This is a genomic window from Saccharothrix sp. AJ9571, from assembly GCF_021725495.1.
Lineage (GTDB): Bacteria > Actinomycetota > Actinomycetes > Mycobacteriales > Pseudonocardiaceae > Amycolatopsis > Amycolatopsis magusensis.
Genome location: NZ_CP091382.1, coordinates 257,493 through 279,216, shown reverse-complemented (window position 1 = coordinate 279,216; position 21,724 = coordinate 257,493). Strand labels below are relative to the sequence as shown.

24 protein-coding genes are annotated in these 21,724 nt (G+C 68.7%); 18 read left to right on the top strand and 6 right to left on the bottom strand.

Translation table 11 applies throughout. The annotated features are described in order from the left end of the window. Positions 1–71 precede the first annotated feature (71 nt). The gene (locus L3Q67_RS01395) at positions 72–377 is read right to left on the bottom strand and encodes a hypothetical protein (RefSeq protein ID WP_499187772.1); all 306 of its coding nucleotides are present in this window, start codon (positions 375–377) and stop codon (positions 72–74) included. 339 nt (positions 378–716) lie between these two features. Between L3Q67_RS01395 and L3Q67_RS01390 the strand changes: the two genes are divergently transcribed. Next, positions 717–935: a hypothetical protein gene (locus tag L3Q67_RS01390; RefSeq protein WP_499187771.1), complete on the top strand. Its 219-nt coding sequence runs from the start codon at positions 717–719 to the stop codon at positions 933–935. A gap of 29 nt (positions 936–964) precedes the next feature. Here the strand turns inward: L3Q67_RS01390 and L3Q67_RS01385 are convergent, their stop codons facing one another. From L3Q67_RS01385 to L3Q67_RS01375, 3 genes are all read right to left on the bottom strand, one after another. Beyond that, complete coding sequence (locus L3Q67_RS01385) at positions 965–1,504, bottom strand: aspartate aminotransferase family protein (RefSeq protein WP_499187770.1); 540 nt, start codon at positions 1,502–1,504, stop codon at positions 965–967. Positions 1,505–1,715: 211 nt separating this feature from the next. Then, complete coding sequence (locus L3Q67_RS01380) at positions 1,716–2,627, bottom strand: aminoglycoside phosphotransferase family protein (protein ID WP_499187769.1); 912 nt, start codon at positions 2,625–2,627, stop codon at positions 1,716–1,718. Between the two features lie 6 nt (positions 2,628–2,633). Next, on the bottom strand, positions 2,634–4,124 hold the full coding sequence (locus L3Q67_RS01375) for a helix-turn-helix domain-containing protein (protein ID WP_499187768.1): 1,491 nt from the start codon (positions 4,122–4,124) through the stop codon (positions 2,634–2,636). 470 nt (positions 4,125–4,594) lie between these two features. On the opposite strand from L3Q67_RS01375, the gene L3Q67_RS01370 reads away from it, so the two are divergent. The 17 genes from L3Q67_RS01370 (at position 4,595) to L3Q67_RS01290 (ending at position 20,145) form a co-directional block, all read left to right on the top strand. Then, positions 4,595–4,930, top strand: a complete 336-nt coding sequence (locus L3Q67_RS01370; protein WP_499187767.1) for a hypothetical protein — start codon at positions 4,595–4,597, stop codon at positions 4,928–4,930. Continuing rightward, positions 4,927–5,304 (top strand): hypothetical protein, encoded by a 378-nt coding sequence (locus tag L3Q67_RS01365; protein ID WP_499187766.1) that lies wholly within the window; start codon positions 4,927–4,929, stop codon positions 5,302–5,304. Before L3Q67_RS01370 ends, L3Q67_RS01365 begins: the two co-directional genes overlap by 4 nt. Before the next feature lie 30 nt (positions 5,305–5,334). After that, complete coding sequence (locus L3Q67_RS01360) at positions 5,335–5,754, top strand: hypothetical protein (RefSeq protein WP_499187765.1); 420 nt, start codon at positions 5,335–5,337, stop codon at positions 5,752–5,754. Further along, positions 5,751–6,245 carry a hypothetical protein gene (locus L3Q67_RS01355; RefSeq protein ID WP_499187764.1) on the top strand — a complete coding sequence of 165 codons (495 nt, stop codon included), beginning with the start codon at positions 5,751–5,753 and terminating at the stop codon, positions 6,243–6,245. Before L3Q67_RS01360 ends, L3Q67_RS01355 begins: the two co-directional genes overlap by 4 nt. After that, positions 6,238–6,585 (top strand): hypothetical protein, encoded by a 348-nt coding sequence (locus L3Q67_RS01350; RefSeq protein WP_499187763.1) that lies wholly within the window; start codon positions 6,238–6,240, stop codon positions 6,583–6,585. Before L3Q67_RS01355 ends, L3Q67_RS01350 begins: the two co-directional genes overlap by 8 nt. 96 nt (positions 6,586–6,681) lie before the next feature. Continuing rightward, entirely contained in the window at positions 6,682–7,917 is a 1,236-nt protein-coding gene (fxlM, locus tag L3Q67_RS01345; protein ID WP_499187762.1) for a class I SAM-dependent methyltransferase, read from the top strand. A 54-nt stretch (positions 7,918–7,971) separates the two neighbouring features. Next, positions 7,972–8,163, top strand: a complete 192-nt coding sequence (locus L3Q67_RS01340) for an FxLD family lanthipeptide (protein ID WP_499187761.1) — start codon at positions 7,972–7,974, stop codon at positions 8,161–8,163. A gap of 92 nt (positions 8,164–8,255) precedes the next feature. Next, positions 8,256–11,429: a lantibiotic dehydratase gene (locus tag L3Q67_RS01335; RefSeq protein ID WP_499187760.1), complete on the top strand. Its 3,174-nt coding sequence runs from the start codon at positions 8,256–8,258 to the stop codon at positions 11,427–11,429. A 56-nt stretch (positions 11,430–11,485) separates the two neighbouring features. Beyond that, positions 11,486–12,646, top strand: a complete 1,161-nt coding sequence (locus L3Q67_RS01330) for a lanthionine synthetase C family protein (protein ID WP_499187759.1) — start codon at positions 11,486–11,488, stop codon at positions 12,644–12,646. After that, complete coding sequence (locus L3Q67_RS01325) at positions 12,628–13,611, top strand: thiopeptide-type bacteriocin biosynthesis protein (protein ID WP_499187758.1); 984 nt, start codon at positions 12,628–12,630, stop codon at positions 13,609–13,611. The genes L3Q67_RS01330 and L3Q67_RS01325 overlap by 19 nt, the downstream gene beginning before the upstream one ends. Positions 13,612–13,613: 2 nt before the next feature. Beyond that, on the top strand, positions 13,614–14,756 hold the full coding sequence (locus tag L3Q67_RS01320; protein ID WP_499187757.1) for a hypothetical protein: 1,143 nt from the start codon (positions 13,614–13,616) through the stop codon (positions 14,754–14,756). Between the two features lie 303 nt (positions 14,757–15,059). Continuing rightward, a complete protein-coding gene (locus L3Q67_RS01315) occupies positions 15,060–16,247 on the top strand; it encodes an XRE family transcriptional regulator (protein WP_499187756.1) in 1,188 nt (395 codons plus the stop codon). 3 nt (positions 16,248–16,250) lie between these two features. Then, positions 16,251–16,715 (top strand): DUF4411 family protein, encoded by a 465-nt coding sequence (locus L3Q67_RS01310; protein WP_499187755.1) that lies wholly within the window; start codon positions 16,251–16,253, stop codon positions 16,713–16,715. 313 nt (positions 16,716–17,028) lie between these two features. After that, positions 17,029–17,598, top strand: coding sequence for an AIR synthase family protein (locus tag L3Q67_RS01305; RefSeq protein ID WP_499187754.1), 570 nt, complete (start codon positions 17,029–17,031; stop codon positions 17,596–17,598). 163 nt (positions 17,599–17,761) lie between these two features. Then, positions 17,762–18,490 carry a hypothetical protein gene (locus L3Q67_RS01300; RefSeq protein WP_499187753.1) on the top strand — a complete coding sequence of 243 codons (729 nt, stop codon included), beginning with the start codon at positions 17,762–17,764 and terminating at the stop codon, positions 18,488–18,490. A gap of 121 nt (positions 18,491–18,611) precedes the next feature. Next, the gene (locus tag L3Q67_RS01295) at positions 18,612–19,682 is read left to right on the top strand and encodes an asparaginase (RefSeq protein WP_499187752.1); all 1,071 of its coding nucleotides are present in this window, start codon (positions 18,612–18,614) and stop codon (positions 19,680–19,682) included. Beyond that, entirely contained in the window at positions 19,675–20,145 is a 471-nt protein-coding gene (locus L3Q67_RS01290; RefSeq protein WP_499187751.1) for a PPC domain-containing DNA-binding protein, read from the top strand. The genes L3Q67_RS01295 and L3Q67_RS01290 overlap by 8 nt, the downstream gene beginning before the upstream one ends. Before the next feature lie 52 nt (positions 20,146–20,197). On the opposite strand, the gene L3Q67_RS01285 is transcribed toward L3Q67_RS01290, so the two are convergent. Both L3Q67_RS01285 and ligD read right to left on the bottom strand, forming a co-directional pair. Beyond that, the gene (locus L3Q67_RS01285; protein WP_499187750.1) at positions 20,198–21,220 is read right to left on the bottom strand and encodes a hypothetical protein; all 1,023 of its coding nucleotides are present in this window, start codon (positions 21,218–21,220) and stop codon (positions 20,198–20,200) included. 72 nt (positions 21,221–21,292) lie between these two features. Beyond that, on the bottom strand, positions 21,293–21,712 hold the full coding sequence (ligD, locus tag L3Q67_RS01280; RefSeq protein WP_499187749.1) for a non-homologous end-joining DNA ligase LigD: 420 nt from the start codon (positions 21,710–21,712) through the stop codon (positions 21,293–21,295). Between the last annotated feature and the right edge of the window lie 12 nt (positions 21,713–21,724).

Sequence of the window (21,724 nt, the reverse complement as noted above, 5' to 3'; positions counted from 1 at the left end):
GTTTCCACTGACGTTCGGTCAGATACCGCCCGTGCTCGCGGGATGCTACCCCTCTAGCAATTGAGGAATCATCATAACATCAACCCGCTACATTCTACGATTGGCGTAATTTCATCAGAAAATAGCTGCAGGAAACTATCCCACTCGCGCGCATCCTGACTTGGCTCCTGCACGAGGGGGAGCGAGGAACACAGCGCGCTGATGTCTCGCCGTTCCGTGATAGGCATGGACAGCCAAGAGCTTGCATCGGCCCACCCTTGACCGTCGAGGTAGGTCGAGCCTTCGCTGACCAGATTCCAGGCTAGTGGCGGGAAATAGACGGCGGCATCGGATAGTAAGAATTCAATGACGCCGCTTCGCGTGTTGGCGACCTTCATGGAGTGCAAAGCCCCAGTGAGGCGCCCCACCGTGCCCCGCGCAAGGGCTAGTCGCAGCTGAAGCTCGCGTGGGAGTGCAAGGGATTCAGTTCCGGATAACAGTCCATCTGCTAGGCCTGGAAACCTGTCACGAAGAACATGGTTTACGCCGAACATGCCCATAAGGATCGACCGGGCCACTTTGCTCGGGCTGAACTCTGCACTCGGGATTCGCATCCGACCGCCTGGCACAAAAACAGACCCAGAAGCCCGGCAGTGCCGGAGCTCATGGGCTAATTCGACATACGACGGGTCCCATTTTCCGGCGGAAGAGTTGCACGCCTGACACAGTCCATAAACGTGCATTCCGCCATCGGACTTTCTTCCGGTCACCTGTGTTCGCAAGCCGCTTTTGGTAATCAGTTGAAGGTAATTCCTTTGGACGCCGTGATCGTTTCCCGCCGCCTGGGGCGGCACGTGGGTTCGGCTCAGCTTGCCAACGACACCACACAGGCCACATCGCGCCTGATCTCTCTTTCGACGCAGCAAGCCGACGTCCGCAAAGGCGTTGATTTCTGAACGCTCTGCGCGGTTCCTGGCCCCCTTGCTCATGAGGCGACTCTACGCTGACAGCTGAGACCACGGATAGCGTGCTGCGCACACGCCACCCGGGAGCTTGGACGTCTGCAGAGGTTGCCCGCGGCTTCCTCATGCTCCCTGGTCGCGCCGACGCGGCGCGGGCCTTGGCAGGAGCCGAAGGCGTGCGCGGCGTCCTCCACGATCGTGACCTTGCGCTCGGCCAGCTGGCTCTGGATGGGGGAGAGGTCGATGGCGCGGCCGCCGTAGAGCACCGGCATGACCGCGCGCGTCGCAGCCGAGAGCGCGTCCGCGATGTGCTCGGCGGTGACGCACAGGCTAGCGGGATCGACTTCGACGAAACGGGGGTGTGCGCCGGTGGCGAGGATGGCTTGCACGCTGGCGCAGAAGGTCAGCGACGGCACGAGCACCTCTTCGCCTGGGCCGACCCCTGCGGCCAGCAGCGCCAGGTGCAACGCCGCGGTGCCGGTCGCGACCGCGACCACGTCCGCGACGCCGAGGAATTGCGCCAGTTCGCGCTCGAAGAGCTCCGCCGTCGGCTGAACTGGCAAGGTCGCCGGATGGGGGCAGTCTTGGCTGGGTCGAGGGTGCGCACGCTGGAGCAGACCCGGGACTGCGTGACCGCCTGGACGAACTCCGCCGTAGCGTCGCAGCCGCCTTGCGGCTGCCCCGTCTGCTTTGTCGACCGCACGCCCACGACGTCGTGATGGGTCACTTCTCAGTCGTCCGGTGACTGCGGCCTGGTTGTGGGGTGCTCGTCGGTCAGGGGATCGCGCGCCAGCGGGCTGATCGGTCGCCGTTGCGCAGGGACCGGATGCGGTGGTGCAGTTCGGTGGCCGCCGCGGGTTTGCCGGGGGCCAGGCGGATGTAGGCGCTGAGGGCGTGCAGCTCGGTGACGTCGCGCAGCAGGGTCCATCCGGGCCAGCCGAGGATGTCGTACCCGTAGACGGTCAGGAATCGGGTGCGGTCGGCCTGGGGTTCATGGAAGTGGTCGGGGATGCCGGTGAGCAAGTCCAATTCTCGGGGGCCGAGGCAGGTGCCGTCCCAGTCGATCAGCAGCCAGTGCCCGCCGGGGTCGTGGACCAGGTTCTCGGTGTGTGCGTCGGTGTGTACGAGCCCGTCGCCGAGCGGGAACGCGGTGGCGGCGAAGGCGGTGACGAGCGTGTGGGCGCGGTCGAGCAGCCAGGCCCGATCGTCGTCGGTGACGGCCGGGTGCGGACGCCCGTCGTCGAGGTCGAGCGCCTCGAATAAGCGTTGCAAGGGTTGATATCGGGGCAGCGGGAACGGCGGGACGGGCAGTGCGTGCAGCCGCCGCAACGGCACCGCCAAGTCGGTCGGCGAGGCTGGTGGCGTGGTGGGCCGGTGGGGCCAGAAGGTGGCGACCGCACCCGCGGCGACGACAGGCTGCTCGCCCGACACCGGGGCTAGCGCGACCGGTTCGGGCTGGCCGGCCAGCCATCGGGTGACGTCGATACAGGTCTGGGCGCGGCGGCGGCGCAGCGGGGTGTCCGGAGCCAGCCGGACGACCAGGTGGTCATCGGGCAGCAGGAACACCGCGTTGGAGCGCTGGTGCAGCAGCCGGGCACCGCCCGGGTTAGTGCCGAAGATCCGGCAGACCTCCCGCAGCGCGGGTACGCCGGGCAGGTCGGAGTCCTGGTTGGCGTGCAGCGGCATCGGCGGCTACGCGGCCGTGGTGGCCAGCGTTCCGCGGATGTGTTCGCGCAGTTCGGCGACCTCGGGCTTGTCGTGGTGCGGGGCGGCCATGGTGTCCAGTGTGCGCAGGCGGGCGTAGCCGCGGGTGGAGGACAGTCCGGTGATCGCGTTCACCGCGTCGTAGCCGGTGGCCACGGCAGTGGCGACGTCCCCGGCCTGGAACTGCACCGAGGCCAGCGGGGGCAGGATCACCGCGCGGCTGCGTTCGTACTCCGCGCCGTACCCGCTGGCCGCGGTGGTCAGCTTTTCGATGGCCTGCGGGGCGAACTCCGGGTGGGTCAGCGACAGCAGGTACAGCGAGTGGCCCTGCTGGGCGGTGATCTCGGCGTCGGTGACGAACCACGCCCACGGCGGGGTCTTGGCCGGGTCGGCGGTGGCGTAGGTGTCCTGGGCGTCGCCGATGGCGCGGCGGGTGGGTTCGGCTTCGCCGAGCGAGGCCCGGCACCAGCCGAGCACGGCGCAGATGTAGCCGGAGGTGATCGTGGAGACCGGGTGGCGGCGGTTGGCGGCCGTGGCCGAGGCGAGTTGCACCAGGTGCAGCGCCTCGCCCGCGCGGGCGGCCTGGCCTGCCGGGTCGAGGCCGTGCAGGTGCAGGGCCTGATGGGCCATGTCCAGCAGTACGTCCACGGCGAGGTCCGGGGCGCGGGGGTGGTCGTCGGCGCGGCGGGCGGTGTCCAGGGCGTAGGTCCACAGTCTGCGGGCGGCGTCGTGGTCTTCGACGTCGTAGGCCATCCACCCGGCCATGCTGGCCAGCTCGGCGATCGCGACCAGCAGCCGAGTCCGGACCTGCGGCATGCAGACGGCGTCCTCCAGCCGGCGCACCTGGTGTAGTTGGGTGATCGCCGCTGCGCGGCAGAGCCCGCCGCCGTGGGCGAAGTCCGAGCGGCGGAAGCCGTCGGTGATCGCCTCGATCGCGTCGACGTCGGCGGCGCCGATGCGAGGCCGGGTCACCGGCTCGACCTCGCCGGGCAGCAACGACCCGAGCCGGGCCAGTTCGGGATGCAGGCTCGAGCCCAGCGTGGCGGCCGTGACCAGGGCGAGGAAGTCCCTGCGTTCCAACCAGCTCACCTCCTCCGGTGCCGCCACAACGCTACCGGTGGCCTCGGCGGGGAAGCCGAGTAGTCGGGGTGGGATGCGCAGGAGACCGGCCAGCCGGGCGGCGAGCTTGACGTGGGTCAGCCGCCGCTCGCCCCGCTCGATGGCCGAGATCCGCGACTGGGACAGATCCAGCAGGTCGGCGAGCTGGAGTTGGGAGAGTCCGGTGTGCTGGCGGACTGCGGCGAACACCGCGCCGAAGTCGTAGCGGGCCAACGCGGCGCGCAGGTCCGCGTCCTCGTAGAACCCGTCCGGGATCGGCTTGCGGAACCCTGCGGCGCGGGCGCAGACCCCGCACATCGGGTCGGCAGCGGCCAGCGCGGTGCCGCAGAAACGACAGCGTTGTCGCCTCTGACCAGTCATAGCTCGCCTTCCCGTTCCCGGACGGTGTTCGCGCAGGTTCACAGCGTAGACCGCCGTCGGGTACCAGTCGGTCGGTTCGCACCCGGTGTGGTCAAGCCCCAGTGGGGCTAGCACCGTTGGGGATCGGAAAGGCCGTCGCCGACCAGGACGGTGAATGTCATGGCCAGCACGGTGACGACCACAGACCAGAACGCTGTCGGGTCTGTGCCCGACGGACCGCGCTACCGCGGGAGCGGGACGGGCTTGTCGAAGACGGCGGCCGATGCAAGCTCCCGGTGGTCCGATCCGGACCCCCGACCTGGGTCGGACCACCGGGTTTCCACCGTCTCGCAGCCGAACACGCGCCTGACGCTGACCTGCCCCACCGGCGGCCACCGATGCCGCCAGCACTGGATGGTGTGCGGGTTCTGCGAGCGCGTGCATAGCCAGGTCGGCCGCACTGGCACCGGTGTCGGCTCGGGGAGCCGATGATGCGCACGTGTCTGGACCCGGCTTTGGTCCGCAGTCTTCTCCAGCGGATCGCGCGAGGCCAGATCGTCTCCGTGGACGGCGTGCTGCGTCACCACAGCGACGTGCTGCCGCCGCAGGCGCTGTCCCTGCTTGACGCCCTGCACCGCCAGGACTACCTGTGCGTCCGGCCCGGCCAGCCGGTCGCGGTGCTCAGTGTCAGCGGGATTCAACTGCTGGACTGGTCGAACCGTCAACCGCACCTTCCGCATTCCCTGGCGTTGCTGACCGGTGACGACACTGCTGGCGGCACGGCCGAAGCCGTCGGCGAGGTGGCCCCCCGTGGCGTGCGGATGTGATCGGGGTGCTGTCGCTGATGGACGAGAAGATAGCCGCGCAGCCCGCGGGACCGGCCACAGGATGGTGGTGGGGTACCAACCGCCCCGGCAGCAGCTTCTACGCCGGCCGCGCCCACGTCGTGCATCCCGCTCAGCGGGCTTCCGGGTTGTGCGGCCTGCCCGTGGACGAGGTCTGGGAATTGCGCCCGCCGTCGCCCGAGCACCTGTGCCCGGAGTGCTGTGTGCTGGCGATGGCCGCCTCTTACCCGCCGTTCCCGCCTTCGCCAGCACCTCCGCTGCCGCGCAGGGCTGCCAGCGTCGGCGGATCCGGCCTGGGGGCACTGGTCGAACAGACCGTGTCGATGCCTGCTCTCGGTGCGGACGATGACCCATGAACTCCATCGCAGCGCGAGCCACCGACGCAGGTGCTGCCCGTCATCGGCGACATCGACGTCCCCATCGACCACCTGGCCGCAATAGCCGACGACACCGCTGTCGTCTGCGCTGCCGCGGCGGACGCGTTGCACAACCCTCGCCGGACCGACGCAGCTTTCTCCAGCGGGTGCTGGACGGTCTGCGGCGGCAATGACCGAGAAACGGAGAACGTTGCGATGCCCGAGGACGACCGCCGTCCGGCGATTCAGGCCACCTCGACCAGCGCATTGTGGGCGGTCGCGGTGGTGCTGGCCGTCGTGCTGCTGCTGGTCGCCGCCATGACGGCCCTGGACGCCCTGTCCACAGCCCGGCCGCCAGGCGCTGCGGCCGAGCGCGTCGAGCGGCCCGTCCGGCAACCCGAGCAGGCCGATGTCCAGTCCATGGGCGCTGCGAGGTGCGTCCGGTCGTGACCCCGCCCGCTGCGCCCACGCCGACCAGGATGCTCCTGGACCGCACCGGCCGCCTCTGGTCGTGGAACCCGACCCTGCCGCGGCGTTCCGGCGAGCAGCCGGGCGTGTTCTGTCATGGTCGGCTCCGGCGCACCGAACGAGAACTCGAGAACGACGCCGAGCCGATCATCGAGGTCCGCGACCGGCGCCTGCCGACCGTCCACTTGGAACCCGTGCCCGCCGGCCAGATTCGGCTCAACGACCTCGTGGTGCTGCCCGGCCTCGGCGAGCTGTCCCCGATCATCGGCATCTGGCCGTACGCCGATCGGTACGCACGCCTGCTGTACGTGTGCACCGACAACGGCGACTTCGCACACCGGTGCGCGGACAGCCCGCTGTTGCGCGCCCACATCCGATCCCCGAGCAGCCTCGCCCGCCGGACCGTTCTGCAGCCCCGGTCCCGAGCGCCGCGCTCTCACCCTCCGATCTCCGAGGAGCAGCACAATGGATGAAATCCTGGCCCTCACCTTGCGCAGCGCGGTCCACGACCGGCTCGATTACCTGGACAAACTCGCCACCGGCGCCGACCGCGAATCCCGCGCGGCGCTGGCTGACACCGAGATCGTCAGGCTGACCTCGGCGTGGCGAACCGTGCTCGACGCGCACCAGCCGGACGAACGCGGCCGGTGCCCGGAATGCTCGAGCCGCCGCCGACCCCGTCGCCATCCTTGTTCGGTGTGGACCATCGCCCACCAGCACCTGATCGGCGCCGACAGTCCTCCCGCGAACCGCATCAGCAGGTACGCGGCTGTCACCGGCCGGTCGAGGATCGCAACGCTGGAAGCTTCCTGACCTGGGGCGCGCCGGGTCCCCCGCCTGCGGCGCGCCCCCAGCCCGCCGAGCAGCACAGGCCACAAAACTGTCACCCCCTTCTGAAAGGGTAACCACGTGAACACACTCCGACATGATGACGCCAGCGCCGCGGAGTTCCGCGATGCGCTGGTGGACACGCTTCTCGCCAACAAGATGATCACCTCGCCGCTGGTGGAGCGGGCGTTCCGCACGGTGCCCCGGCACCTGTTCGTCGCCGAGGGCACTCCGTTGGATGTCACCTACAACGTCGACAACTCGGTCGCGATCAAACGCGACCGGGATGGCGTGATCATCTCCTCGACCAGCGCGGCCTACATCCAGGCCCGGATGATCGAGCAGGCCGGGCTCGGTCCGGGCATGAGCGTGCTGGAGATCGGGTCCGGTGGGTTCAACGCCGCCCTGCTGGCCGAGGTCGTCGGCCCGGAAGGCCGGGTGGTCAGCGTGGACATCGACCAGGACGTGACCGACCGCGCCCGCGACCTGCTGGACGCCACCGGATACGGCAACCGTGTCACCGTCGTGCTCGCCGACGCCGAGAACCCGCTGCCGGGGCTGCAGCAGTCAGTGGACGCGGTCCTGGTGACGGTCGGGGCCTGGGACCTGGCACCGGCGTGGCTGGAGCACCTGTCCGAGGGCGGCACGATCGTCGTTCCGTTGCGGATGAACGGGATCACTCGCGTCATCGGCTTCCGCCGCGACGGCGACCACCTGGAGAGCACCTCGGCCGAGGTAGCCGGGTTCGTTCCGATGCAAGGCGACGGCGCCCGCGACGAACGGGTCTTCCTGCTGCCCGACCGCAACGGCCACCACGTCAAGCTCCGCTTCGAAGGCGACGTGCCGGCCGAGGTGAACCTGCTGGACGGAGTGCTGGGGACCGAGCGCGCCGAAGCCTGGTCCGGCGTCACGATCAAGCACGGCGTGTCCTTCGCCGACCTGCACCTGTGGTTCGCCGCGTTCCTGTCCGGCTTCTGCAAGCTGGCCGCGGACGAGGGCACCGACCTGGCCGCCGAACGCAAGAGCTGGTTCCCCTTCGGTGCCGTGCACGGCGACTCGTTCGCCTACCTGGCCGTCCGCCCCCTTCCCGACGGCGGCGGAGTGGAGTTCGGCGCACATGCCTACGGAGCGCACGGCCAGGCCGCCGCGACCGCGATGGTTAACCAGATCCAGGCATGGGACCGCCAAGGCCGCGACCGCGAGCCCACCTTCACCTACTGGCCCTCTAGCTCCGACCGTCCCGAGTTCGGCGAGAACACAGCCGTGCTGGTCAAGACGCACGGCGTGGCCACGATCTCCTGGTCACCGGAGGCGTAAACCGCCGGTGACCAGGGTGTCCTGCACAACCCGGAAAAGTGAGGAGTGAACCGAATGTCGGCAGCACTGGCTATCGAGCACGCGGACGCCGAGGTCGACGTGGTCGACGACGCGGAGTTCGAACTGGACATGCGCGTGGTGGAGTCCACCACCAAGCTCGTGATCATGATGTGCGACACCAGCGACGGGTGCGGCAACACCTGCAACACCAGCGCGTGCAGCACGGGCTCCAACAACCCCTTCTGATCCAACCCCTGCCGTCGGCGTCCGAGCCTGGCTTGGGCGCCGACGGCCACGCGCTGCCCTTGATCGTGACCGGGTGAGGAGAGCGAATCGCCATGACCGTGTCCCCGCGCTACCAGCACACCGGGCTTGTCCTGGCCCGCGTCGCCACCGATCCCGGCGATCTCGACCCGCCGCCGCACCTGAACCCGGCCGACCCAGCCGCGGTCGAACAGGACGGCCGTGCCTGGCTGACGAAAATGTGGGCACGCCCGGAGGCGCGGGACGCACTGGCGCTGGCCAGCCCCGTCCTCGCCGCACGCCTCGATCAGATCCTCGGCGACGGCGCCACCGGGTGCACGGCGAAAGAGTTACGCCGCGCCGTTGTCTCCGTGGCCTCCTACCTGCTGCGCTGGCAGCGGCGAGCCACGCCGTTCGGCCTGTTCGCCGGCGTCGCCGCGGCCAGAGTCGGATCCGCGGCCGCCGAGGTGGGAACCCGGCACCGGACGGTGGCACGGGTGGACGGCGAATGGCTCACCACGCTGATCGACCAGCTCGAACGCAACCCCGACCTGCGCCGGCGCCTGACCGTCGTGGTGGACGGCGCGCGGATCGTGCGCGATGGGCGCGTGATCGTGCACCGCCGCGCCGACGTCGGCGCAGCCACGCCGGGGCCGCTGCGGGAGTCCTCGGTGCGGCTCACCCGCCCGGTGCGGTTCGTCCTGGCCACGGCCGGTTCGCCGGTCCGCTTCGACACCCTCGCCGAGCGGATGACGGCCGGGTTCCCTGCGGCGTCGCCGGATAAGATCCACGCACTGCTGCACGGCCTGATCGACGCCGGGGTGCTGATCACGAGCCTGCGGTCCCCGATGACCACCGGCGACGCCTTGCCGCACCTGATCGACGCCCTGCGCGCCGCCGAAGCGGACACTCTTGACGGTCCTGGCGATATCGCCGCCCACCTGCGCGACCTCGACACGATCAACGCCGACCTCGCCCACCACAACCGCAGCGACAACCCTGAACAGGCAAGGGAAATTCGGGCAGCGGTCGCCGCCCGAATGAACGCACTGGCCCCCGCTACGGGGCATGCGCTGGCCACCGACGTGCGCATCGACGCGACGATCACCCTACCCGAGCGGGTGCTCGACGAGGCCGCGCGCGCAGCCACCGTGCTGCTGCGCACCGGCGCGCAACCGTTCGGGACGGCCGCGTGGATGGACTATCACGCCCGGTTCCGCGCCCGCTACGGTCCCGGCGCACTGGTCCCGGTGCGGGACCTGGTCGCCGACTCCGGCCTCGGCTACCCCGCCGGTTACATCGGCGCCCCACGCGCTCGGCCCGTCTGGCGGGTGCTGACCGACCGTGACGCCGCCCTGCTGGCACTGATCCAGCAGACCACGCTGACCGGAGCGCGGGAGATTGTCCTGACCGACTCCGACGTCGAGGCGCTGACCGTTGGCGAACACGCCGACGCCGTCGCGCCCCAGCGGATCGAACTGGGCGTCGAGGTGCACGCCGCGTCGACCGCGGCGATCGACCGCGGCGAGTTCGGGCTGCGGGTCACCGCCGCTCCGCCCGCGCACACCAGCATGGCCGGACGGTTCGCCTACCTGCTTGATCAGGCCGACCAGGCGCGGCTGGCCGCGACCTACGCCGTACTACCCGCGCCTTCTCCGGCTGCCCCGGACGGACCTGACACGTTGGAGGGCGTGGTGGCGATGCAGTTGTCCTTCCCGCCGCGCCGCCCGCACAACGAGAACGTGGTGCGGGTGCCGCCGCTGCTCGACGACGTCGTGTCGCTCTCGGAACACCCCGAGCCACCTGGTTCGGGGCGCCCGGACCTCACCATCGTCGGGGTGGACGACCTGGCGGTCACCGCCGACGCCGAGCAGATGTACCTGGTGCAGGTCTCCACCGGCCGGCGGGTGGTCCCGCAGATTCCGCATGCCCTGGACACCGCCGTGCAGAGCCCGCCGCTGGCCCGGTTCCTCGCCGAGGTCGCCGATTCCCGCAGCGCCGTGTTCCGCGGATTCGATCTCGGCGCCGCCCGCGTTCTGCCCTACGTCCCGCGCATCCGCTACCGCCGCACGGTGCTGTTCGCCGCGCGCTGGATCCTCTCCAGCACCGACCTCACCGCCGACCGGCCCGGGAACCACGGCGGGCAAGAGGCGTTGCGATCATGGCGGCAGCGGTGGCGGGTACCGGCCCGGGTCGTGCTGGTCCACGGGGAGCTGCGCCTGCCGCTGGACCTCGACCAGACACTCGACCGCGCCCTGCTGCACGCGCGCCTGCAGCGCACCGACAGAGTCGAACTGCACGAGGACGGCCCGCCCGACGGGCGGGACTGGATCGGACGGCCGGCGGAGCTGCTGATCCCGATGACCGCGATCTCCCCGCCCGCACGGCCGCTGCCCGCCACCGCGGCACCCGGCGCCGCCCTGCAGCCCGGTGACGCCGCCGTGGTGCACGCGCAACTGGTGGGCAACCCGGCACGGTTCGACGAGATCCTCACTGCTCACCTGCCCCGGTTCGTCGCCGAATTCCACGACCCGCAGAACCTGGACAGCCCGGTCATGTCGTGGTGGGTGCGGCGGCACCGCGACATGATCCGGCCCGAGACCGATCAGCACCTCGCCGTGTTCCTGCGCCTGACCGGCCCGCAGCACTACGGAGCCGTCGCCGCCCGGCTGGCCGCGTTCTCGTCCGACCTGGACTCCCGTGGGCTTCCCGGCCAGCTGACCCTCGCTCCGGCGCCGCAGCACCCCGCCCGCTACGGCGACGGCCCCGCGCTCACGGCGGCCGAGCAGGTGTTCGCCACCGATACCACGGCCGCCATCGCCCAGCTCGCCGCGGCGCAGGCGTCCGGGATTCCCGCCCAAGCGCTGGCCGCGGCGTCGATGGCGCACCTGGCCGCGTCCTTCGCGCCCGATCCCCAGACCGGGTACCGGGCGCTGCTCGGATGCCTGCGGCAGGAGCACGGGCCGCTGGACCGGGAGCTGCGCGACCAGGCGCTCGAGATGACCGACCCTGACCCGCAGTACCGCGCCGTGCGCGCACTACCGGGCGGCGATGCGGTCGGCGCCGCCTGGCGTGCCCGCGACACCGCGCTGCACACCTATCACGGTGTCCTTGCCCAACAGGGGCGAGAGCCGGGCGTGGTGCTGCGCACGCTGCTGCACGAGCACCACATCCGCGCCGTCGGCGTCGATCCGACGTTCGAGCAGGAGACCGGACGCCTCGCCCGCGCGGTCGCGCTGCGCCTGCTCGCCCTGGCCGGTGCCCGGTGACATCCGAGGCGAACCCGAGCCCGGCCGGAGGCGAGGTGACGTTGACCCTCGACGAGGTGACTGGCCAGTCCCTGGCCCAAGGCTTGGTCGCGGATGCGCTGCTGCACGTCGAACGCGCCTGGACCGGCTCCGGCCGCTGGACCACCGCACAGGATCACATCCGCCGGGTGGTGGCGGGGCCGGTCGACGCCGCCGACCACGCCGGCCTCTACTACGGGGCGCCCTCGGTCGCGTTCCTGCTGCACACCGCCGCCGACCGCCATCCCCGCTACCGCGCGGCCAGCCAGACGATGGACGAGCACGTGCTGCGCCTGGCCCGGCGGCGTCTGGCCACCGCCGCTACCCGCATCGGCCGCGGAGAGCCCGCCACCTTCGCCGAGTACGACCTGTTCTACGGGCTCACCGGCATCGGGACGCTGCTGCTGCGCCACCACGCCGACAGCGACGAGCTGGCCGGGATTCTGCGGTACGTGGTCGCCCTGGCCACCCGGCCGCGCCACGAGGACGGCGCCGAGCTGCCGGGCTGGTGGGTGCCGCACGACCCGGACGAGATCCTGCCGACCCCCGGCGGGCACGCGAACTTCGGCATGGCCCACGGTGCGGCCGGGCTGCTGGCCTTTCTCGCCCTGGCCGCCGTGGGCGGTCGCGTGGTCGACGGCCAGCGTGAGGCGATCGCCCTGCTCACCGGTTGGTTCGACCGGTGGCGCCAGAACGGACCTGACGGGCCGTGGTGGCCGCAGTGGATCACCCGCGAGGAGCTGCGCGCGGGCCGCCCCCAGCACACCGGGCCCGGCCGGCCTTCTTGGTGCTACGGGACGGTCGGCATCGCCCGCGCCCAGCAACTGGCCGCCCTGGCCACCGCCGACCCGCACCGTCAGGGCGTCGCCGAGGACGCCCTGGCCGCGAGCCTGACCGACACCCAGCTCGACCGGATCACCGAACCGGGCCTGTGCCACGGCATCGCCGGGCTCTACCAGACCGCCTACCGCGCATCCCTCGACGCCCGCGGTCCTGCCCTCGCCCGGCGGCTCCCGGCGTTGGCCAACCGCCTAGCCCTGCACGCACAGTCGCTCGGCGACGAGGACAGCGAGGACGGCGACCAGGCGGAAGCCACCGGGCTGCTGACCGGACGTGCCGGGGTGGACTTGGCGCTCGAGACCGCGCGGCACAGCACGCCGCCTCACACGGGATGGGACGCATGCCTGCTGATTGCCTGACCACCACGACTCACCGGACGACCACGCCCACCGACCTCGCCGCCGCTGTGCTCGCGGTGCTCGCCGGTGCCGACCCGGACACCGTCGCGGCCGACCACGACGTGGACCCGGTCCACCTCGACGATGCCGTGCGGACCTACCAGGCCGCCGGGCTCGCCGCGCTGGAACGACAGGCCGCCGATGCCTGGTACCAGGTGCGGGTTCAGTTCGCCGACTGGTCGGCCGCCGAGACAGTCGCGGTCACGATGCTCGGACCGGCCCTGGACCGGCTCCGTGCCGACGCAGCGGTGGCCGGCTGGTGGTTTCTGCGCAAACACCCCTGCTGGCGGCTACGCCTATTGCGTGCGGACATCGCGGCCGTCGACCGCGTGCTCGACGAGCTGACCGGCGCAGGCGTCCTCGCGCGCTGGTGGCCGACGCTGTACGAGCCGGAGACCGCCGCCTTCGGCGGCCCGGCCGGTATGGACGCCGTCCACGACCTGTTCTGCGCCGACAGCGCGGGCGTGCTCGACTACCTGCGCCAGGACGCCCCCGGCCTCGGCCGCCGGGAACTGTCCATCCTGCTGCTGAGCGGGCTGATGCGTGCCACCGGGCTTGACAGGTTCGAGTGCGGCGACGTGTTCGACCGGGTCGCCCGGCTACGCCCCGCACCTACGGACGCCGACACCGCGCGCATCAGCGCGTTGGTCGACAACGTGCGCGTGCTCCTGTCGATCCCCGACCTGGCCGACAGTGCGCTGTTCACCCCCGGCGGGCCGGTCGCGCATGCCGGGCCTTGGCTCGCCGCGTTCGGCACCGTCGGCCGGCAGCTTGGTCACCACGCCGTGGGAGGGCACCTCGACCGCGGTCTGCGGGCGATCCTCACCCACGTGGTGATCTTCCACTGGAACCGATTCGGTCTCTCGGCCACCAGCCAGGGCATCCTCGCCCGCGCGGCGACCACGGCCCTGCTGCCCCGGAGCTGACCATGAACCCCACCACGCTGGCCGCCGCCGTCCGCCGCTTTCCGCTGCTGGGCCGGCCCCGGCCCTCCTGCCCTTCTCTGCCCGAGCGGGTCCAGGAGATCGTCGACATCGCCCGCGCCGCCGGCCACGACGACGCCGACGGATTGGCGGACGGCGCGAACGTCCTGAACAAGGCGGCGCTGATCGCTAGCGACTGCGGCCTGCCGGACCTGGCCCGTGACCTGTGCTGGCAGCACATCGACCTCTACCGCGGCGCCGACCGATCGCTCACCGTCCTGCAAGCCCGGCACATGCTCGAACCCGTCCTCAACCTCGCCCGGCTCCAGCTCCGCGCCAGCGACGGTGAGCAGGCGCTACAGCTGCTCACCGCGATGTTCCAGGCCATCAAGACCAGCACCGACCTGGTTGTCGACGGGCGCACGCTGCCGTTGACCGACCTGGCCGGGACCCTCACCGAACTCCACAAGCTGCGCGAATGGATGTGGCTGCACCTCATCGGGGACGGCGTCCGGGCCTTGGTACTCGCCGGGCGGTGGGACGACGCGGTTGCCCACGCCCACGCCCATCGGGGAATCGGCCTGCACCTCATGGAGGGCCGCCAAGCCACGATCGTGGCCCACTGTGTAAACGCGGATCTGGCAGCGGCGTCGGCTGCGCTGGCGAAAAGCACCCCGGAGCAGCCGTGGGAGCTCCAGGTCGCCTCCTGCCTGAAGGTGATGTGCGCCAACCCGGACAGCACCTCGAGACGAGGGGACGTGGCCACGATGATCACGCGGTTCGTCGAGCGCCAGCCGATGCCCGGGTACGCCTTCTTCCGCGCTCAACTCGGGCTCACGGTGACCACGCTCGCCGACACCATCGACTCCGATGCGGCCAGCCGGGTGCTCGCCCAGGTGGTCGACGAGGTGATCGAGTCCGAAGACGGTTACGCCGCCAGGGAAGTACTGCGGTACCGCGATATACCGGCCGCGGTGACCGGTGGTCACTGCGGCGCGGCGCTTACCGGCCTGGTGAACGCTTCCGGTCTGGGGATCAGAACAATGCCGGAACCGCTTCGGCAGACCCTGCTCGACGCAACCCACGCCGCAGCTCAGACGCTGAGCATGTCGCTACGGCAACCCGAGCAACCCGCCATGCGAGCGTGATCGGGCCGCCGAGCGGAGGACAGGACACGGGCAGTGTCGGTTCTGTCAGCGCTGCACGGGTCGGCGTCGCGCTGATCGGGAGCCTGCCCGTGTTCGGGCATCAGCTGGCGCAGTTCGCTGCTGCGTCCCTGGCTCACCCGGAACTGAGTCAACTGGCCGAGCGCGGGTCGTCCCTGGAGCTAGCCGGCGCTCAAGGGGGCGCCAGGTTTGCAGGTGGCGGGCATCAGGAGAGGTTCCCGAACTGCTCGGCGGGGGTTGTCGGAGGACTAGCGGTGTCGGTGACGTTGGGTCAGGATGGTGGGCGTGCCGACGTCGATCCCCGCTCTGGTTGAACCCGCGGTCCTGAGGTGGGCCCGGACTACAATCGGGCTGACTGAGGTCGCGGCGGCGCGCAAGATCGGAGTGCCGGACGGCCGGGTCGAGCAGTGGGAGTCGGGTTCGGCTCAGCCTACGATCGCGCAGCTCAAGAAGGCCGCGACTGTGTACAACCGGGCGTTGGGCGTGTTCTTCCTCGCAGAACCGCCAGCCTCGTTCGACACGTTGCGTGATTTTCGGCGGCTACCGGAGGCAGAAGCCGGGGAGTGGTCTCCAGAGCTGCACACGGAGTATCGGCGGGCGCACGAGCAGCGAAACAACCTGCTGGAGTTGTACGAACTCGACGAGGATGAACCACCCGGCGACTGGCGCCTGGCCAGCGCGAAGTCCGACGAGCGCCTGGCCGAGCGGGCCCGTGAGACTCTTCTGGGCCTGTCGCCGCTGACGCTGACGGCCCGGTCGACCCCGTACGACCACCTCAACGCCTGGGGCGCAGGACTCGAGCGGGCTGGCGTGCTGGTGCTGGCCACGTCCCGGGGGCGCGTGCAAACGGCGGAGATGCGGGCGTTCTCGCTGTACTTTGACCAGCTTCCCGTGATCATGGTCAATGGTGCCGACAGTCCCCGAGGGAGGCTGTTCTCCCTGCTGCACGAGTACGGCCACCTGATGTTGCACACCCAGGGGCTGTGCGACGTGACCGCCGACCTGCGGTCGACGACGCCGGAGCGGCAGTTGGAAGCACGGTGCAACGCGCTGGCTGCGGCGATGCTCATGCCGGCCGCGGCGGTGCTCCAGCGACCCGAGGTGCAGGCCCGAGCGGAGCAGCAGGACACCTGGACCTACGCGGCACTGCGCGATGCGGCGGCCCCGTTCGGCACGAGCGCCGAAGCCTTCTTACGCCGCCTGCTCACCCTGGGGCGCGTGACCCAGGCCTTTTACGAGTCGCGCCGGGCGGAGTTCCTCCGCGCCTACGAGGCCGACTCGGCTACCCGGACCGCCGGAGGGGACTGGTACCGCAACACAGTCCGTGACCTGGGGAAAGGCTACGTCCGTCTGGTCACGGACGCGCACCGTCGCCGCATGATCGACACCTACACCGCGGCGACCTACCTCAACGCCAAGGCCGGGCAGATCGACAAGCTTGCCGAAGCGGCCGCGGTTCGGGAGGCGATCTAACCGGTGCCCCTGTACTCCTTCGACACCAGCGCGATTCTCAACGGGCGCCGAGATCAGCTGCCGCCCGCGATCTTCAGCACCCTCTGGCAGCGGATCGAAGCGCTGATCGCCGAAGGAACGGTTCGCGCCGTCGAAGTCGTTCGCGACGAACTCGGCAAACGCGATGACGACGCCAACACCTGGGCGCGAGCACAAAGCGACCTGTTCGTGCCGCTGGACCAGGACATCCAGCTCGCAACCAAACAGATCCTCAATACCCACCCCAAGATGATGGGCACCGGCGGCGGCCGCAACGGCGCCGACCCGTTCGTCATCGGCCTGGCGCTCGCCCGCACCGGCATCGTCGTCACCGACGAGACCTTCAGCGGCAACCTCAACAAACCGCGCATCCCCGACGTGTGCCAGGCGGTCAGCGTGCCCTGCCTAAACCTTGTGGGTTTCGTCCAGGAGCAGGGCTGGAGGTTCTAACAGCGCCATCGGCAACGTTGCACGCCGATAATTATCCGGCTTTGCGTTCGGTATTCTGTTGAATGGGGGACTCGCTGCGAAGGCCATGTACTCGGCTCGGCTTGGTCGGAGCCAGCAGAGTGTCGAGTTTGAAATGGGCCAGGGCGGCACTTCGGATGTGTCTTGGCGAGCACGCGCGGACGGTCGTGAGCATCACGCGCTCAGTACTAGGCGATGAGGAGAAGGTGGAACGTCAAACCATGTCTCAATATAGTGGTCTGCCCCCGCTGGTCGCGCGGTAGTATCGACATAGGTATGTTGGGAGGGAACATCCATGGCTCTTTTTGGCTGGGATTGGGGAAATGTCCCTTCGTGGTTCTCTGCGGCTTCGTTCTCTGCGGCGGCATTCGTTATCTGGCGGGACCGAATGATTAGGGTTCGACAACAGGTCGACCAAGTGAGCGTGTGGGGTAACGGGTTCGCGGCGCAAGAAGTAGATGAACATTTATTTGACGGCTATTATGTGACGGTCGATATTCGAGTAAAGAATTCGGGTGCGCTAGCAGTTCATGTTTCGAATATCTGCTACTTGGTCGTTGGATACTGGGCTGAGGTGGATGAAGATAATTCTATACTTGAAGAGTATCGATCTGATCCTGTGAGGATAGAAGGAGCTGCGGAGGGGGCAACCGTGCCTCCCGGTGAAACTATCCGCGCATACGACCGTGCAGTGCGCGATGTCGAGAAGGATCGTCCTCGGCCTGCCGCGGTGACGGGCATGGGTGTCCCGGGGTCGTCTGTTCTGGTCACCCAGTACTTGGTTATTGACAGTCATGGTAATGGTTGGCGCGTACGTCCCACGAGTGGTAAGCCGCCGAAACGGCTACGTCGTTACCGTAAATAGTTGCTCGCTTGGGCCCGGACGGCTCAGGTGTTCAACTCCCTGGCTGAAGGGCTCGCCTGCGCCGCGTATCTGCCCGGCGGGGTGACGTTCGCCGGGCGGCACTGTGCGTGGGTCGGGGCACGGCGGGATCCAGCAGGCCGAGAGCGGGCCGTGCACCGCCGAGGTGGAGCGGGGGCGCGCGGCCACGTCGGTCAGCGATTATCCTCTGTCGATCTTCTCCAGGGCGTCAGCCACTGCACGCAAGGTCGTCACGGCGTCCGTCTTCGGCACGTGCCCGCTGGTGATCCCCGCGTTCTGGACCCGCGAGCAACGCGGCGAAGAAGCCAGCACCTGGCTCCTGTTCGCCCACAAGTGCAGCTACCTCCGTCAATCCGGCGGCACGTCCCCCGGAGCGGAGAGCACGCTTACCCGAGCGTTTTGCATCCCACCCTCGGTCGTGGCCGACTCCAGTCGGCCCGAGCGGATCATGCTGCTGCTCGCCCTGTCGTTGATGGAGCCCTTCGGCATCACCGTCCACATCACCGCAGAACCCGAATACGCCGCTATCTCAGGATTCGTCTTCGACGGCCACCAGCACGCGATCGTCGCGAACTGGGTCGGTACAGGCGGCATCTGGCAGGTCGATGTTACCGATACCTCACCGCTCCTGCGCGAGTTCGCCGACGCGACTCACTACGCCCGCGCCTACTCCGTTGCTGAGGCCGACACGCCACACGAACGACTCCGGGAGTTGGCCAACTATCTCGACCTCGACTGGACCTGGCTCGTCCGCCGCTGCGCCGAACTCGGCGAGTACGGCACCAGCGGAATCGCCCAGCCCCGCAGCCGCCTGCTCTCCACCGACGGCGCGGACCAAGCCTGCCGCTTCCTCGCCCAAACTGCTCATTGCTGAACCGCCGTGCGCAGCTGATGAGGGCCGCCAAGCGCACCGGCAGCGTCACCGACAGGCGACCGCCGAATGTCGCGCTAGGCTGCCTGACCGACCGCCCGTCCGCTCTGTGAAGGAACCACTTGTGCCCGAATCTTTTACCACCTCGGCCCGGCGCGTGGTCGTGTTCGGCTTGGGCGGAACCATCGCCATGACCTCCGCCGTGGGCGGCGGAGTGGTACCCGCGCTGTCGGCAGACCAGCTCGTCGCCGCGGTGCCCGGTCTGGCCGAGTCGGGCATCTCTGTCGAGGTGGAAGACTTCCGGCGCGTCCCCGGCGCGTCTCTGTCCATCGACGACGTCACAGCGCTGTCCACTGCGGTCCAAGCGCGGCTCGCTGCGGGCGCGGACGGCGTGGTGATCACCCAAGGCACTGACACCATCGAGGAAACCGCCTACCTGCTCGACCTCGCCCATACCCGACCTGAACCCGTCGTGGTCACCGGAGCCATGCGCAACCCCACCCTCGCCGGGGCCGACGGACCCGGCAATCTGCTGGCCTCTATTCAGACCGCTGTCAGCTCTGATGCCCGAGACCTCGGCACGCTCGTTGTGTTCGCCGACGAGATCCACGCCGCCGCTCGGGTCCGCAAAGCCCACTCCACCAGTGGCCACACCTTCGTTTCCGCCAACGGCGGACCACTGGGATACGTCGTGGAAGGCGAGGCCCGCGTCCTCAACCACCCGACACACCGCACCACTATCTCCCCGGCCGCCGAATCCCGCCCGGTTGAGGTCGCCCTCGTCACGATGACTCTCGGTGACACTGGCGCCCTGCCGCGCGCTACGGTTAGCCACTGCGACGGGCTGGTCGTCGCCGGATTCGGCGTTGGCCACGTCCCGGCTCCTGTCGTGGACATCCTGACCGATCTGGCTGCGGCGATGCCCGTCGTGCTGGCCTCCCGCACCGGATCCGGCTCGATCCTCGCTCACACCTACGCATTTCCGGGATCCGAGTCCGACCTGCTGGGCCGGGGCCTGATCCGCGACGGCTTCCTCGACCCGCTCAAAAGCCGCATCCTGCTGCATCGCCTGCTGGCCAGCGGGCACGACCAGACCGGCATCAATGTGGCATTCGCTCGCGCCGGCGGCTACACCCGTCCCGCCAAGCAACCCCGCCCATCCGAAACCACTGTCGAGGGAGCCACCCGTGCGTAGCCACGAACTGACCCTCGGTCGCAGCTTCGCCGTCACCTTCGACCACGGCGACGACTTCTTCACCGCACTGGCCGACTTCTGCCGTGAGAACGACGTGCGCCAGGGCTACGTTCCGGCCTTCATTGCAGGATTCAGCCACGTCCAGATCGTCGGCACCTGTGAGAAACTCGATGACCCGAACGCACCCGTGTGGACCAAGGTCGATTTGGCCAACGTCGAGGCCTTCGGTGGCGGCACCCTCGCCTACGACGAGACCCACAACCGGGTCGCCCCGCACATCCACGTCGCCGTCGGACTCAGGGAATACAGCGCCGTCGGCCACACCAGCCACCTGCTTAGCGCACAAGTCCAGTTCCTTACCGAGATGCTCGCTATCGAAGTTGCTGAACCACAGATGCTTCGCGTCCGCCAGCCCGACCTCTACGACGTCCCGCTTCTCCGGTTCGGACCCAACGTCGAGTAGATGTCCCTAATTCTGCTCTCCGCGATCGTTCGCCCAGGGCGACCAATCGCGGCTATTTGCCTAGTGCGACGTCGATCTCATGCTGAACTGAGCGGTCGACATCAAGTGCCAGTTTAATTACTAGCTGCTCTATTGGCTCGAACTCATCTTCAAGGTCGGCAAAGGCGGCAAACGCTGCGAGGTCATCGGTCTCCCTGGCGAGTGTATTCGCGCCTTTTTGCCACGCTCGAAACGTTGCTATGTTTACCGGCCTTGCCCACTGTCGGTAGTTCTCGACGGTGCGACGCAGGTGATCGTGCGGATCGTCGGGCTCTGGGGCCTGAAGTAGGCCGAGTATTGACTGAAAGTCCCATCCGCGATTGTTTATGTCGTTGAAGTAGGAAACGCATTCCTTGGCTGCCTCTTCGATTTCTCCGAGGCGATAGATGACGTGGTCGGCGAGGTCCTGGCCTATCTGTCCCTGTTCGCCAATGCCGAGCTCGGCGAGTAGCTGGTGGCCGATACGTGCCTGCATGTCCATTGGGTCATTGCTTGGTAAGGTCTTCGATTGGAGATATTTCTTTAATCCGTCGGGCGGGTCCGACGAGTAGCCCATGCCGTGTACCGGCATGACGGTCATCATCGTGCAAACCAAATGTATGAAGATTCTGGTTGCGCTAGCTAATGTGGCCGGTCGTAATTCGTCGCGGTGGTAGGTCTCGTTGCGGTACTCGTGGAGCTTTTTTAGTACTCGTGCGTGAGTTGCGTTGATAATGCCTTCCCGAGTCAGCAGGTCGCATTTGGCATTGAATTCGCGCTCGATCTTCCTGCGTTGAGTCTTTGAGAAGACGTCCGCGCGCAACCTGTCGACGGATTGCTGGTTGCCGAACCCGTGCGCTAAAGCCTTTTCGGCCTGCTTCAGCATTTGTTCGTACTGCGCACCTCGGCGCAAAAGATAGTCGGTCTCGCGATACATCATCAGCTCAGCTGCAGAGTCGATCATCATGAGGCCCAGGCGAAGGTGTGGTTCATCGTGGGCGGTGCCGAAGCGGATCGCCTCTTCGACATGCACTACGAGGCGCTCAAGCCGGTTCACGGCATCAAGGGTGCCCAAGAGTTGACCAATTGGCTACCTAATTCTTGCTTGAGTTCAGCGCTGCGCCCCTCTTCAGGGAGGCCCAAGCGCGCTGTCGTAGCAACGTCGGAGCTGGACCTTGGCCATCACCGCGGTCACCGTCTCCGGGGTCTCGCGGGCCAACTGCTGGGCGAGGTGCTTGGCGTAGGCCGACGGGGCGCTGGAGACCTCGGTGGTGATGGCGCTGCAGAGCTGCATGCCCTTGGAGCCCGAGGTCTTGGCGAACACGGTCAGTCCGTCACCTGCCAGCAGGTCGTGGAGTCGTTCGGCGACGCGGCAGCAGTCCACGGTGGAGCTGCCGGGCCCAGGGTCGAGGTCGAACACCAGCCGGTCTGGTGCTCGGCGTCTGGGTGGCTCGGTGGTGGCGGTCCATTGCGGGACGTGCAGTTCGAGCGCGGCCATGTTCGCCGCCCACACCAGTGTTATCTGGGGGTGGCGTAGCTGACTAGCCATACGAGTGGTCTT